At 32.9% G+C, this 14,305-nt stretch carries 16 protein-coding genes and 3 pseudogenes; 12 read left to right on the top strand and 7 right to left on the bottom strand.

The genetic code is table 11. The features are described 5' to 3' along the window. Nucleotides 1-12: 12 nt before the first annotated feature. Entirely contained in the window at nt 13-675 is a 663-nt protein-coding gene (gene bshB2, locus ACXKY9_RS16580) for a bacillithiol biosynthesis deacetylase BshB2 (protein WP_000439483.1), read from the top strand. Between the two features lie 112 nt (nt 676-787). Here bshB2 and ACXKY9_RS16575 read toward each other — a convergent pair whose 3' ends face one another. After that, nucleotides 788-1,531 carry an SDR family NAD(P)-dependent oxidoreductase gene (locus tag ACXKY9_RS16575; RefSeq protein WP_000768017.1) on the bottom strand — a complete coding sequence of 248 codons (744 nt, stop codon included), beginning with the start codon at nt 1,529-1,531 and terminating at the stop codon, nt 788-790. A 931-nt stretch (nt 1,532-2,462) separates the two neighbouring features. Here ACXKY9_RS16575 and ACXKY9_RS16570 point away from each other — a divergent pair. Beyond that, entirely contained in the window at nt 2,463-2,741 is a 279-nt protein-coding gene (locus ACXKY9_RS16570; protein ID WP_000865018.1) for a hypothetical protein, read from the top strand. A 318-nt stretch (nt 2,742-3,059) separates the two neighbouring features. Beyond that, on the top strand, nt 3,060-3,284 hold the full coding sequence (locus ACXKY9_RS16565; protein ID WP_000390458.1) for a hemolysin XhlA family protein: 225 nt from the start codon (nt 3,060-3,062) through the stop codon (nt 3,282-3,284). Between the two features lie 66 nt (nt 3,285-3,350). On the opposite strand, the gene ACXKY9_RS16560 is transcribed toward ACXKY9_RS16565, so the two are convergent. Beyond that, entirely contained in the window at nt 3,351-3,917 is a 567-nt protein-coding gene (locus tag ACXKY9_RS16560; RefSeq protein ID WP_000570036.1) for a DUF5823 family protein, read from the bottom strand. A gap of 398 nt (nt 3,918-4,315) precedes the next feature. On the opposite strand from ACXKY9_RS16560, the gene ACXKY9_RS16555 reads away from it, so the two are divergent. Then, on the top strand, nt 4,316-5,515 hold the full coding sequence (locus ACXKY9_RS16555) for a multidrug effflux MFS transporter (protein WP_000758001.1): 1,200 nt from the start codon (nt 4,316-4,318) through the stop codon (nt 5,513-5,515). Nucleotides 5,516-6,094: 579 nt separating this feature from the next. Then, nucleotides 6,095-7,486: an amino acid permease gene (locus tag ACXKY9_RS16550; RefSeq protein WP_001284405.1), complete on the top strand. Its 1,392-nt coding sequence runs from the start codon at nt 6,095-6,097 to the stop codon at nt 7,484-7,486. A 155-nt stretch (nt 7,487-7,641) separates the two neighbouring features. Here the strand turns inward: ACXKY9_RS16550 and ACXKY9_RS16545 are convergent. Further along, a pseudogene (locus tag ACXKY9_RS16545) lies at nt 7,642-7,749 on the bottom strand (zinc-binding alcohol dehydrogenase family protein); the annotation flags it as partial. 166 nt (nt 7,750-7,915) lie between these two features. Between ACXKY9_RS16545 and aiiA the strand changes: the two are divergent. Then, complete coding sequence (gene aiiA / locus ACXKY9_RS16540) at nt 7,916-8,668, top strand: quorum-quenching N-acyl homoserine lactonase AiiA (protein WP_000216581.1); 753 nt, start codon at nt 7,916-7,918, stop codon at nt 8,666-8,668. A gap of 40 nt (nt 8,669-8,708) precedes the next feature. Here the strand turns inward: aiiA and ACXKY9_RS16535 are convergent, their stop codons facing one another. From ACXKY9_RS16535 to ACXKY9_RS16525, 3 genes are all read right to left on the bottom strand, one after another. Beyond that, nucleotides 8,709-9,203 (bottom strand): YhfM domain-containing protein, encoded by a 495-nt coding sequence (locus ACXKY9_RS16535; protein ID WP_000901695.1) that lies wholly within the window; start codon nt 9,201-9,203, stop codon nt 8,709-8,711. An 89-nt stretch (nt 9,204-9,292) separates the two neighbouring features. After that, the gene (locus tag ACXKY9_RS16530) at nt 9,293-9,757 is read right to left on the bottom strand and encodes a DMT family transporter (protein WP_000965802.1); all 465 of its coding nucleotides are present in this window, start codon (nt 9,755-9,757) and stop codon (nt 9,293-9,295) included. A gap of 13 nt (nt 9,758-9,770) precedes the next feature. Next, nucleotides 9,771-10,217, bottom strand: coding sequence for a DMT family transporter (locus ACXKY9_RS16525; RefSeq protein WP_002005482.1), 447 nt, complete (start codon nt 10,215-10,217; stop codon nt 9,771-9,773). Nucleotides 10,218-10,325: 108 nt separating this feature from the next. Here ACXKY9_RS16525 and yeiL point away from each other — a divergent pair, with 108 nt between their 5' ends. The 4 genes and pseudogenes from yeiL to ACXKY9_RS16505 all read left to right on the top strand — a co-directional run bounded on the left by yeiL (nt 10,326) and on the right by ACXKY9_RS16505 (nt 12,532). Beyond that, on the top strand, nt 10,326-11,018 hold the full coding sequence (yeiL, locus tag ACXKY9_RS16520; RefSeq protein WP_000754825.1) for a transcriptional regulator YeiL: 693 nt from the start codon (nt 10,326-10,328) through the stop codon (nt 11,016-11,018). Nucleotides 11,019-11,039: 21 nt separating this feature from the next. Continuing rightward, a complete protein-coding gene (locus tag ACXKY9_RS16515; RefSeq protein ID WP_000684249.1) occupies nt 11,040-11,771 on the top strand; it encodes a metallophosphoesterase family protein in 732 nt (243 codons plus the stop codon). 22 nt (nt 11,772-11,793) lie between these two features. Continuing rightward, nucleotides 11,794-12,003: pseudogene (locus tag ACXKY9_RS16510) on the top strand (oxidoreductase); the annotation flags it as partial. A gap of 280 nt (nt 12,004-12,283) precedes the next feature. After that, nucleotides 12,284-12,532: a hypothetical protein gene (locus tag ACXKY9_RS16505; protein WP_000666948.1), complete on the top strand. Its 249-nt coding sequence runs from the start codon at nt 12,284-12,286 to the stop codon at nt 12,530-12,532. A gap of 27 nt (nt 12,533-12,559) precedes the next feature. Here ACXKY9_RS16505 and ACXKY9_RS16500 read toward each other — a convergent pair. Continuing rightward, nucleotides 12,560-12,880, bottom strand: a pseudogene (locus tag ACXKY9_RS16500) (penicillin-binding protein); the annotation flags it as partial. Between the two features lie 38 nt (nt 12,881-12,918). Here ACXKY9_RS16500 and ACXKY9_RS16495 point away from each other — a divergent pair. Both ACXKY9_RS16495 and bla2 read left to right on the top strand, forming a co-directional pair. Further along, entirely contained in the window at nt 12,919-13,200 is a 282-nt protein-coding gene (locus ACXKY9_RS16495; RefSeq protein ID WP_000397718.1) for a hypothetical protein, read from the top strand. Between the two features lie 155 nt (nt 13,201-13,355). Then, nucleotides 13,356-14,129 carry a BcII family subclass B1 metallo-beta-lactamase gene (gene bla2, locus ACXKY9_RS16490; protein WP_000742473.1) on the top strand — a complete coding sequence of 258 codons (774 nt, stop codon included), beginning with the start codon at nt 13,356-13,358 and terminating at the stop codon, nt 14,127-14,129. Nucleotides 14,130-14,305 lie beyond the last annotated feature (176 nt).

The raw sequence follows: 14,305 nt of genomic DNA, 5'->3' as shown, positions 1-14,305 counted from the left end.
GGAGGGAAACTTATGGAGAGACATGTACTTGTTGTATTTCCGCATCCAGATGATGAAGCATATGCTGCGGGAGGAACAATTCGCTTATTAACAGATCAAGGAGTACCTGTAACGTATGCATGTGGTACTCTAGGACAAATGGGACGTAACATGGGTAAGAACGTATTCGCTAACCGTGAAACGATTCCACATATCCGTAAGAAAGAATTGAAAGATGCTTGTGAAGCGATGGGTATTAAAGATTTAAGAATGCTTGGCTTCCATGATAAAACGTTAGAATTTGAAGATGTTGATTTCGTTGCTGACAAAATTGAAGCAATTATTCAAGAAGTAAATCCATCTCGAATTATTACATTTTATCCAGAGCACGGTGTACATCCAGATCATAATGCATTTGGCCGCGCTGTCGTTCGCGCTGTATCACGTATGCCAAAAGAAGAGCGCCCAGTTATCCATGCTGTTGCGATTACGAAAAATCGTGAAGCAGTATTAGGAGAACCGGATGTTGTAAATAACATTAGTGAAGTATTTGATCATAAATTAACTGCATTAGGTGCGCACCGTTCACAAACAGAAGCAATGCTTGAAGACACGCATGCAAAAATAAAAAACAAAGATGCAGCAACATTAAAATGGCTGCAACTTGAACAGTTTTGGACTTATAAATGGGAGTAGGCTAGAAGGATACCTTCTAGTTGCTCTTACATAGAAAAAGCGCCGTCACTTGTGATGGCGCTTTTTCTTGTTGAAGACTATATATTTCTTAGGGTGCTTCAAAATTTTTAAATTAACGTGCAGTATAGCCTCCATCAACAAGAAGTGTTGTACCGTTAACAAAACTAGCATCATCACTTGCTAAAAATAAGACAGCTTTAGCGACTTCTTCTGGTGTTCCAAGTCTGCCTTGTGGATGAAGTGAAGCTAAATATTCTTTCTGTTCAGGATTAACACTACCAAGTAAAGGGGTGTCAATATAACCGGGGCACACCGCATTAATACGTATTCCATATTTAGCGTAGGCAGTACATAAATTTTGAGTTAATAGTTTCACACCACCTTTTGCAGAGGAGTATGCTGTTGGGGTAGGTAATGAAACAAAACTATGAATCGAACCAGCGTTAACGATGACACCACCTGTACCTTGTTTAAGGAATTGTTCAATCGAATATTTATCAGAAAGGAATACCCCAGACAAATTAATATCAATAGTTCTTTTCCACTTTTCATAGGATAATTCGTTTGCTGGTGCATCATCAGCAACGCCGGCATTGGCATACATAATATCTAATTTACCGTATGTACTTACTGTCTCATGAATTAGCTGTTTAATATCTGCCTCTTTTGTTACATCAGTTTTAATAAATAACGTATTATATCCATGTGCATTCAATTCATCTGATAGTTCTTTTCCACGTTCAGAAAAGTCAGCAATAACTACTTTTGCACCTTCTTCGATAAAAAGACGAACAGTAGATTCGCCAATTCCACTTGCACCACCAGTTATGATTGCTACTTTGTCTTTCAATTTCATATAAACCTCTCCATTCATCAATGAATTTAAGTCGAATTTTTAAATCTGGTTATATCACTATTAACCTTAAATAGTAAGTAGATAGAAGAAAAAGCTCGCGTTTACTTAATTGTGAGAGTGCTATTTTTTCTTTAGTGTACTTTTTGATACAGTTATGGACGAAAATATTAATTTGGTCAATCTTATCATTAGATTGAATATTTGGTAAAGAGCTCTCGAACAGAGCGAGTACGGATGCTGAAAAATTAAAATAAATATGAAGTATTATTTGTAGGGTAAGGAACAAGGGGGAGAGAAGCATAACGAAAACTACTACTCTATTTAAATAGGAAAAAACCTTGCAGGGGGGCAAGGCTTTAAACAGGGTATTAAAAATGATTGATTTATTAAGAAGAACTTCTTTTTGTGAATAAACTAATTTTAGCATGATAACTCATATATATGTGTTACGAATTTGTGAATAAAAACTCAATGATAAAAGTATGAGTGAAAGGAAATAATGTATTTGAAATATGTATTATTACACAAAGTTTAGTTGAAATAGTGAGGAAAATAAAAAAGCGCAATGAGCAAAATAATTAAGAGACGAATTATATGAAAGATTAGTTGAACGCCTAATATTTAATTTGTTTTACTATATTATTAATTCCGATGATACAAAATTCAAGAAATGACTTATCAATATAAAAACAAAAAGTCCTTAGAATCTACGGCTTTAATATGAAAAGATTTTAATCATTGGGCATAAGGGAATTCTATATTGATTGGTTGAAAGAGGGGATTTGTATATGTAATTTCTTTTTTCATTTAATTCTTTAGAACCTATTTTTAATAATGTATATAAGAAGCGTATATTTTGAATTATTTAATAGAATAATATATATTTATATTGATTTAGTGATTTTAGTTTGTTAAAAATGGGGAAATCGATATGAAGGTTAAATTTGCCGTAATAAAAGATGAGAGCTTTGATTGTAGTTTATTGGAAACAAAATTATTGAAAACTTTTAAAGAAGTAGATTGTGAAGCAGATATTGTAAAGGTTGAGGATGAAATTTTTGAAAACAATGATGTACAAACGCATTTATCAGAAATAACCATTCATGTTACTGGAAAAAATATTGGATATAGATCCGTTTCAGCCAGTATATTTATTGTTCTAGAGAGTTTATCAATACAGCTATTTCGTATTCATATTAGTATACTTTAAGCAGTTCAAAAATTGGCTTCTTCAGAAAATCATACTGATTATATGGAGTTGTAAATATGAAAACAATAGAAATTATCGTAGGTGCTCCCGAATGGTGGATTGCACCTTGTTTGTTGTTAAATAAACAAGGGATTCCTTTTCTAATTTTAATGTATCTCAACGCTAATTTATAAATAGAAGAATGGAAACGTGTGAGTAATTCAATTAGATTGTACAAAAAATTTGGTACGCGGATATACGCAACGTATTCACAGATAAGAGGGTTGTCTCATAATATATATAGATTTTTCTATTAAGATGAACAGAGGGTGTGAATATATGGAAGATGTTTACGCTAAAATTGACAATCTCAAGGCGGAGCAAAAAGAAATTATGAGAGACATTCGAAATTTAGAAACGCGTACCACTATTAATGAGAAAGATATAGCAACAATCAATAAGCAATTAGAAAAAATAAGTACAAACACTACTTGGATTTTGCGAATTATTATTAGCGCGATAATAATGTCAGTTTTAGGATTAATATTAAAAGGAATGATTTAGTCTTGTGAAATAGAACGATAGAAAAGAAAGAGGGGAGCTCCCTCTTTCTTTTATGTAAATGAGAAACTATAAATTTTCCGTTTCCTTTTCGTCTGCATACTTATCCTCTAAGGAAATTAATAGAGGGATTGATATAGTTACTAGAATGATTAAAGTAGTTATAAAAGATTTAGAAAGAGAAAAAGAACCTTCAATTAAAGGTGATAAAAACTTGAATGAAAGTATACTTGTTATGAAGGAAATTACTAAAAAGCTCAAAAGAGATATATTTTTATTCTTTATAGATGCCTCTATAAAGTCTTTAACACAGGTTATTACAACAAATATAGTTAATATGATAAGAGAAACAAAATAATGTGTTAAATTCGTCATACTAATAGTAGAATCGTCTATTATGTAAGCAAGTAACTTAGATACTAATATTCCTCCAAACAATAAAATAATAAAAGCAAGTAATCCTTCCGATATATAAGTGCTGAAATTGTTTTTCTTGTTAAAAAGCTTATAGTTCAGAGTAGATTGGATTATTTGAATTAGGAATAGGGTAATAATCCATACATAATACACAAAGGGTAATTCTCCTGAGAATAGAGAAATTAGGAAGTTTACTACTGTCCTTAAAATTTCAATCATTACGAAAGTCCTCCTACTTGTTCAACTTTATGACATTAGGAATATATGAGTCTATCATTTTATAATCAGGTTTATTAATTCAAACTATTTCTAATTATTCCATAATAAGGCGTTCATATCAAGTTGTTATCTTTTATGGCGTTTATTATTTGTTCACTAATATAAAAAGAGCATTCGAAATGATAATACTAGAAAAATAAAATTAATATGTAATATAATTGAAAAAGTATATTTAAAAATCGATGTTAATATTACCCTCCTATAAGTATTAACATACGTAATTGAGGTGTTTTCTTTGTTGTTTTATGACCGGATTTCTATAATGGCCCCTCCTGTTCCGTAGCTAAGGAAAGTCTTTTTATTTCTGAGATTTTCAAAGTTATAGGAGGGTATGAAAAATGAAAAAAGTCTCAGTACCATCACTTTTGTTAATGATTATTCTTGTCGCATTTCCGCAAATTAGTGAAACGATTTACACACCGTCTTTACCGGACATTTCAAAGGCGTTACATGTAAGTAATAATGAGGTGCAGTTAACGCTTAGTGTGTATTTTGCTGGATTTGCTTTAGGTGTATTTTTTATTGGATGGCTATCAGATATAATTGGCCGTCGCTGGGCAATGTTATTTGGAATTGTTGTATACGGCGCTGGGAGTTTCTTGTGCTTTATTGCAAATTCCATTGAAGTTTTATTGGTAAGTCGTTTTATTCAAGCGTTTGGAGCAAGTGCAGGATCAGTTGTGACGCAAACGATTCTTCGTGAAAGTGTAGAAGGGCATAAGAGGCATGTTATGTTTGCTCAAATCTCGGCAGTCATTGCTTTTACACCAGCGATAGGACCGTTAATTGGTGGCTTTCTTGATCAAATGTTTGGATTTAAAATAGTATTTTTAAGTTTAGTAGTTATGAGTATCGGTATTTTTCTGTATACGTTTGTTTCTCTTCCTGAAACAAAAACGGGCTCAGTAACGAATAAAATAAATGTATTTTCAGTCTTGAAGAGGTTAATTACAAATCCGAAAGTGGTAACATATGGGTTGTTAATTGGAGGAGCAAATGGTGTTTTATTTAGCTATTACGCAGAAGCGCCGTTTATCTTTATTGAATATTTTCAATTATCGCCTAGTATGTATGGATTTCTAGGAATTGTTGTAGCGTCTGCTTCTATTGTTGGAGCGAAAATTTCAAAACGTTTACTTGCTACTTATAAACCAGAGAAAATTATATATATCGGTTGTCTCGTAATGACAGGAGGAGCTATCTTTTTATCTGTTATTACGTTTGTGGGATCAAATCCGAATGTAATATATATGGTTGTATTTTTAATAGCGATGTTTATATTGCTATTAGGAATTGGAGTAGCGTTACCTAATTGTTTAAGTTTAGCGTTAGTAGATTTTCAAGATGTCATTGGTACAGCTGGAGCGTTGTTTAGCTTAGGATACTATGTAATTGTAACGATGACAATTTGGGGAATGAGTCAATTGCATACGGGCTCGTTACTGGTGATGCCACTTTATTTTCTAGTTATTGTAGTTATAATGGCAGTGTTTACTAGGGTATTTATCTTTGGTAAGCAAACTTCGAAATCGATTTAAATATGAAATTGTAAAAGAGTCTCATTTTTTAATGAGACTCTTTTATATTTTATCCCGTTGTTTTGAGGCAGAAAGGTTTCTGCCTCAAAATTTGGCTGGGGTAAAGAAGTTAGTAGTTTATTAATATATTAAATTTCTTATTGGTATATGAATCGAATGTGTGGGAAATTACGTTATCAACTATAAAGGTTGAAGTATTTGAGATATGAAACCGAGGAAGATAGCATCTCCTCGGTTATTTATATTGTAATAATATACATGCCGGAATCATATTGAATAGATGTATTTTATTGTTAATTTAGTTAAAAATTAATCAGACTTATGTATAATAATTTATTGAAAAAATAATTGAATTTTTCAGATTAATGAATTAATATAAGATAAGTAATTTTAAGATTTATAGAATATTGGAAGATGAAAGGTTTTGAGAATTTTATTAGGAGCACAAAACGATTTTAGGATAGCTTTAAAGCTAGTGTAAAATGACGTTTGCTTCATCATTTTCAGGGCCGAAAGGAGTTAGGGGAAAGCATCTTGTGTTAAAATGCGGCTATGAATCATCTAAGAGGGGGAAGTGAAGTGGCAAACAAAGAATTGAAAAGAGGTTTAGAAGCACGTCATATTCAAATGATTGCTTTAGGCGGAACGATTGGTGTTGGTTTGTTTATGGGATCAGCCAGCACAATTAAATGGACAGGTCCGTCAGTAATGCTTGCTTATGCAATTGCAGGTATTTTCATCTTCTTCATCATGCGTGCCATGGGAGAAATGTTGTATATGGAGCCAAGTACAGGCTCATTTGCGACATTCGGTCATAAGTATATTCATCCACTAGCTGGTTATATGACAGCGTGGAGTAACTGGTTCCAGTGGGTTATCGTTGGGATGTCAGAAATTATCGCGGTTGGAGCGTATATGCAATATTGGTTCCCGGATTTACCAGCTTGGATACCAGGTATAATTGCAATGGTTATTCTTGGTGCAGCTAACTTAATTTCTGTTAAGTCATTTGGTGAATTTGAATTTTGGTTTGCGATGATTAAAATCGTTACGATTCTATTAATGATTATTGCAGGATTTGGCCTTATTTTCTTCGGAATTGGTAACGGCGGAGAAGCGATTGGCATATCTAATCTTTGGTCAAATGGCGGTTTCTTTACAGGTGGTTTTTCAGGATTCTTCTTTGCATTATCACTTGTAGTTGGAGCGTATCAAGGTGTGGAATTAATCGGTATTACTGCTGGTGAAGCGAAGGATCCAAAGAAGACACTTACAAGAGCGATTCAAAGTACAATTTGGCGTATTTTAATTTTCTACATCGGTGCTATTTTCGTTATTGTAACTGTGTATCCGTGGGATCAATTAAGTACAATTGGTAGCCCGTTCGTAGCAACTTTTGCGAAGGTTGGTATTACGGCAGCAGCTGGCCTTATTAACTTCGTTGTTATTACAGCAGCAATGTCTGGTTGTAATAGTGGTATTTATAGTGCTGGACGTATGCTGTATACGTTAGGTGTAAATGGACAAGCACCGAAATATTTCACGAAACTTTCTGGAAATGGTGTGCCTTTATTTGGTACAGTTGGCGTAATTATCGGTCTGGCGGTTGGTGTTGTTTTAAGTTACATCGCACCGAAAAACTTATTCGTATATGTATATAGTGCGAGTGTACTTCCTGGTATGGTACCATGGTTCGTCATTTTAATTAGTCAAATTCGTTTTAGGAAAGAAAAGGGAGCAGAGATGAAAGATCATCCGTTCAAAATGCCATTTGCTCCTGTAACAAACTATTTAACAATTGCCTTTTTAATTATGGTATTAATCGGAATGTGGTTTAACGATGATACACGCATTTCATTAGTTGTAGGTATTATTTTCTTAGCTATCGTTACAATTAGTTTCTATGCTTTCGGAATAGGAAAGCGAGCTCCGTTAGACGTTCAAAATAATAAAGAGATTTCAAGTAAATAAAGAAGAGGCTGTTCATCTGGAACAGCCTTTTCTTATTGTTGTTATTTGTCGATAAATCGATATAACTTGTCGAATCGTTGATATAATTTGATTTGTGATAGATATATTCGAAAAATCGTTAATATAATTTCACATACTACCTATCACTATCATGATTAAAATTTCTCTAATACGATTTTCCCAATGGTGTGCCCGCTTTCAAGTAGTGCATGTGCTTTTTTTAAGTTTTCAGCGTTAATCGGTGTTAATGTTTCATTTAAAGTAAGAATTCTTTACTTCTATATTATAGATGGTGAAATACTGCTATGTAAAAAAATACCCTTTTTTTTATGCAAGCTGTACTGATAGTCTAGAAGGAGTTTATTTCTAAAAAGAAGAATTTTTTACTGTATTACTTTATCCAAAACTAAATGTAAAGGTGGATACATAATGACAGTAAAGAAACTTTATTTCATCCCAGCAGGTCGTTGCATGTTGGATCATTCGTCTGTTAACAGTGCGTTAACACCGGGGAAACTATTAAACTTGCCGGTGTGGTGTTATCTTTTGGAGACGGAAGAAGGTCCTATTTTAGTAGACACAGGTATGCCAGAAAGTGCAGTTAATAATGAAGGGCTTTTTAACGGTACATTTGTTGAAGGACAGATCTTACCGAAAATGACTGAAGAAGATAGAATCGTGAATATATTAAAGCGTGTAGGGTATGAGCCGGACGACCTTTTATATATTATTAGTTCTCACTTACATTTTGATCATGCAGGAGGAAACGGTGCTTTTACAAATACACCAATTATTGTGCAGCGAACGGAATATGAGGCAGCACTTCATAGAGAAGAATATATGAAAGAATGTATATTACCGCATTTGAACTACAAAATTATTGAAGGGGATTATGAAGTGGTACCAGGTGTTCAATTATTGTATACGCCAGGTCATTCTCCAGGCCATCAGTCGCTATTCATTGAGACGGAGCAATCCGGTTCAGTTTTATTAACGATTGATGCATCGTACACGAAAGAGAATTTTGAAGATGAAGTGCCGTTCGCAGGATTTGATCCAGAATTAGCTTTATCTTCAATTAAACGTTTAAAAGAAGTTGTGAAAAAAGAGAAACCAATTATTTTCTTTGGTCATGATATAGAGCAGGAAAAGAGTTGTAGAGTGTTCCCGGAATATATATAGTGCAAAAAGTCATGAGTTCGCGTGCTCATGACTTTTTCGTTTAAATAATTTTTTTAAATAAATTATAAACTTTTTTTGAACTATCTTCGTTTAACTGATAGTACGTAAGGTTTACATCATCAGGAGTATCTTGCTGAGCAATCATCACTTCGCTGCTGTGATGATCAACTACCCATATGAAATATTTTTTATAAGTTCCATCCTCGAAAGTAATCCACATATCACAATCTATTAAATCTGATCCTTCTTCATCCAATGTTAATTTGCCTTTTTTTGCGGTATTCATACTGTTAATAAATGTTTTTAATTCATCTGTTTTTGTGAGAAAGATATCCTTTTTTGTTTTAATTGATTCTACATGTATATCTTTTATTTCCTGCTTTCCTAAAAAAGCAGGGGGCTCATTTGGATCTCGCGAGCTTGAAATAATAGTAGCTTTCTTTTTCGGTTTGTTTGCAGTATAGAGATCTTGAATAGATTTTCCCGAGTTTACAAACCATACAATTCCACAAATAATTAATACGCTACCTAGCAATAAAATAATTTTTTTAATAGGGTTTTCTCCTCTCTATTATTTCGTGTGAAGAGCTTTTCTATTAATATATGATAGGTAAGCGTAAAGTATTATAGTTGAACTTGGTTATGCTTCACAGTTTTTATCGGGCGATCTATGAGTAAATTGTAAGTGAGCCCAATTAATACGAAAATGCCACCGATAACTTTACCGATTGAGAGTTCATTTGTCAGGAAGAAATCAATAATAGTCCCCGCAAATAATTGTCCGATAAAGATGAGTAATGTTAAATAAAAGGCTGATATTTTAGGAGTAATATAGTTGGATAATGAAATAACGATAACGCCTACTAATCCGCCTAAGTACACAGCAATAGGAATAGATTGTAACGTCTGCATTGGAATATACAATGAATCTGAACTGAAAATTAAAAATAACATAGAGAAAAATAATCCAGTAATATAATTAAAAAACGTGCCTTCCCAATTTCCGATTTTTGCTGCTAAATTCGCGTTAATAATTCTAGCAACAACGATAGAAACACCAGCTAAAATAGCGATCGTAATATATAACATTTTCTTGCCCCCATTAATAAATTGTCATGATTATAATTCCAGAAGAGATGAAACATAATCCAATTAGTTTTTTCTTTTCAAACTTTGCAACTTTCATTCCTAATAAGCCGAAATGATCGATAATGATGGAAGCAATAGATTGACCGAGTAAACTTAATGCGATCGTAATAGAAGCACCAAGGACGGAGAAACTTATATTGTTAAAAAGAACAGTGAATACTCCAATCGCTCCAGCGCTATATAAAAAAAGTGGAATACTTTTATCGAAACGAATTTTATTTTTGTTTATGATTAAAATGAAGATAACTGCAATTAAACCGACAAGGTGAATGACAACGCTTGCTGTATACTTCCCAATTAACTCGGATAAAATTCCATTCAATGGAAGCATAACGGCGATGAGCACACCAATAAAGACAGAAAGAAAGTTATACAATGTAATATCCCCTTTATATTTCATATTTGTAATGACTGTATCATGCTGAAATTGTGTATTGTTATGACATATGTCATAGTGGAAGAAGAAAATTTTGATTACAATGGGGATGAGTTGTAAAGGTGGGGAACTATGAAGAAAGTATGTAATTCTATTAAATTAGCGGAGTATATAAAGCAAAATAATATTGATTCATTTTTTAGTCATGATATGAAGCCATATATGGAACTTATATTTTTTAAAAAGAATGAGTTTATTTGTAGAGAAAATGAAGAGATAGATTATTTATATTTCTTTGTTGAAGGAAAAGCGAAAGCGTTTAACACATTAAGTAATGGGAAATCCGTATTACTGTGTTTTTATGATAGTTTGCAGTTACTTGGAGATGTGGAGTTAATTCATTCTCAAAGAATCACTTCAAACGTACAAGTGATGGCAGATTCGTATTGTGTGGGTTTACCTTTAGGAAAGGTGAGAAATAAGCTATTTCATGATGCGAAATTTTTAAGATGTATTTGCGGATCATTGGCACATAAATTAAACCGACTTTCCAAAAACAGTACAATTAATTTATTGTATCCGCTTGAAAATAGACTTGCGAGTTACATGTTAGCAGCAGGAGAACGAGCAGTTCAGCATGAAAATAGAATTGTGTTTAGTGGGAATTTAACGGAAATAGCGGAGTTGTTAGGAACGAGTTATCGGCATTTATTACGTACTTTGAATCTCTTTTGTGATAAAAATATAATTAACAAAAACAATGGTTGTTTTGAAGTAGTGAATGTAGAAGTTTTGCGGGAATTGGCTGCGGATGTTTATAAATAATATATTAAAGTAGGGATTAAGATGAAAATAGCTATAATTTCAGATATCCACGGAAATAGTCACGCTTTAAAATCGGTATTAAAAGATATTACACGTCGCAAGGTCGAAATGATAATAAATTTAGGAGATAGTGTGTATGGGCCGTTAGATCCTTTAGAGACAATCGATATATTAATGAGTAGCGAGATGATACATATTAAAGGTAATTGTGATCGCATGCTTTGGGAGACAATACAAGAGCAGTCTGCTACACTAACTTTTGTCCAAAATCAATTAACAAAAGATCATATAGATTGGTTAAAACAACATCCTTCACAATTTATTGTAGACGATATGTTATGTTGTCACGGTACGCCAACTTCAGATGAAGTGTATTTGTTAGAAGAGATAAATGAGAATGGTGCAATATTAAAGAATGAAAAAAATATAATGGATCAACTCCAAAATATAGAACAAAAAATAATAGTATGTGGTCATACACATATTCCTAGAGTTGTTTATTTAGCGAACGGAAAGATCATTATAAATCCAGGAAGTGTAGGACTTCCAGCATACAAAGATGAGTTACCTGTTATGCATAAAATGGAATCAGGAACTCCGCATGCAAAATATGTAGTGATAGAAAAGGTTTTGGGAGAATGGACAATTGAACAAATTTCAGTTCCTTATAATTGGGAAGAAGCTGCTGGATTGGCTGTTCAACAAGAAAGATATGACTGGGCACAGGCGCTAAAGACTGGGAAGATAGAATGAAGGAGCGTTTACTTTATGGTAAACTGGTTTTGTACAAAATTATAATTGGATTGAAATTGAACAGGCAGTGAATGAGAAAGGATTTCCTAATCATATAAAGGGAATCAGTCCAGTAAAAGGATTGTATTATATCGGTTTACCATGGCAATCTCAAAGGGGTTCCGCACTTATTTGTGGTGTAGGAAAGGATGCAGCGTATGTACTTTCTGAAATCAAAAAAATAGATCAGTAGCGATAACTACTGATCATCCATATGTACATGAATTAGGAGAGGTCAAACATTTATTAACTTTATTATAATAGATTTTTACGGAATTAAAAACTGAAAATTCAAATTTAATGTTGAGAAAGTTTTTTGTATCGAAATATATGAAAGAATAGGGATTTTTATTGAAACAGAAAAAGATATTTCTATTTTAGTAAATTATGATATAGTCTAAATAAGCGTGTTTTTCCATAAATGTAATTATTTTCATTGTAGTTTTGTTTATATGAGGGAAGGAGAAGTAATTATGAAGTTTGATGATCAACGCTTATTAGGAGTCCGATTAGGTTCTGTACTTGTGACAGAGGAAAATCAATATTTAGTAATTAAGAAAAAAGATCATTATGCACTGTTAAATATACATAATTTAGAATGCACACATGTTGAAGTGCAGTTAGAACATTTGGAAGAAATGTTGCGGGAAGATTTCCAAGAAAGTATAACGGAAATTATCGCACCAGAACATATAAAAATTGTTGCGAAAAATGTTATATAGATAAAGAAGCTGGAAGGAACAGCTTCTTTATCTATATAAGGATAACGTTTTTACAACCTCACCAATGATCCCTTCCATTTGATGAACACCTAAATCGGAATTGGTCATAATAACAGCACCATTCCCGCAGTATGGATAACAAACCATCATACATTGAAATCCGACGCCCCATCCGAGTGAATAAATCTGTAATTCTTCATTAGAATCATCTAGAAAAACACCTAATCCAGTCCATTTTGAGCAACCTTGAGGAGAAATCATGTCTAGTACAAATTTTTGAGAAAGTTTTAGTTTGCCCTTTCCTTGTAAGGAATGAATGATTTCAATAACTAAAGCTGATAAGTTAGTGAAATAAAACAAATGAAAGTTAGTAAGGGGGAACATTCATGGAATTCTGGATGGTTATACTAATATTAGCCTTTGGTTTCATTTATATCGCTGAAAAATTAGCTACAATTGAAAAGAAAAATGATGCGCGTTTAAAGAGAATTGAAGATAGATTACAATTAATTACGAAAGAAATGGGAATTGTAGAAAGAGAACCTGAAATTAATAAAGAACTACGCCAGCTTGTAGAAGAAGGCAAAAAAGTTACAGCAGTTAAGAGAGTAAGAGAAGTTTTTGTTTTTTCCTTACTAGAAGCGAAGCAATATGTTGATAAATTATAAAAAAGATCATCCATTTGGGTGATCTTTTTTACTGCACCATGCGTGTATTTACATAAGCCGCGATTATAAAGTGTTCAATTATATGGAACAAACACTGAAGATAAATTGTCTAATATAGGTAATAACTATTTGGCTTGAAGGAAAGGGTTGATGACATGAAAAAGAATACGTTGTTAAAAGTAGGATTATGTGTAGGTTTACTAGGAACAATTCAATTTGTTAGCACAATTTCTTCTGTACAAGCATCACAAAAGGTAGAGAAAACAGTAATAAAAAATGAGACGGGAACCATTTCAATATCTCAGTTAAACAAGAATGTATGGGTTCATACGGAGTTAGGTTCTTTTAATGGAGAAGCAGTTCCTTCGAACGGTCTAGTTCTTAATACTTCTAAAGGGTTAGTACTTGTTGATTCTTCTTGGGATGACAAATTAACGAAGGAACTAATAGAAATGGTAGAAAAGAAGTTTCAGAAGCGTGTAACGGATGTCATTATTACACATGCGCACGCTGATCGAATTGGCGGAATAAAAACGTTGAAAGAAAGAGGAATTAAAGCGCATAGTACAGCATTAACCGCAGAACTAGCAAAGAAAAGTGGATATGAAGAGCCACTTGGAGATTTACAAACCGTTACAAATTTGAAGTTTGGAAATATGAAAGTAGAAACATTTTATCCAGGGAAAGGGCATACAGAAGATAATATTGTCGTATGGTTACCGCAATACAATATTTTAGTTGGAGGCTGTTTAGTGAAATCTACGTCCGCGAAAGATTTAGGAAACGTTGCGGATGCTTATGTAAATGAATGGTCTACATCGATTGAGAATGTGCTGAAGCGATATAGAAATATAAATGTAGTAGTGCCTGGTCATGGAGAAGTAGGGAACAAAGGATTACTTTTATATACATTGGATTTATTAAAATAAGAAATTGTAGAAATACAAAAGAGAGGAGAAATAATTTTCTCCTCTCTTTCTTCTAACTATATTTAAATGCTGAATCTGTTGATTACGTCAGCATATATTACTGAGATTTTAATTCCAAGTATACAAATACTAGTACTGTCATAATTGCTATAACAACATAAGTAGCATCAAGCATT

This window comes from Bacillus sp. 2175 (assembly GCF_057812155.1).
The sequence above is the reverse complement of the archived record's forward strand: the minus strand, read 5'-3'. Positions and strand labels throughout refer to the sequence as shown.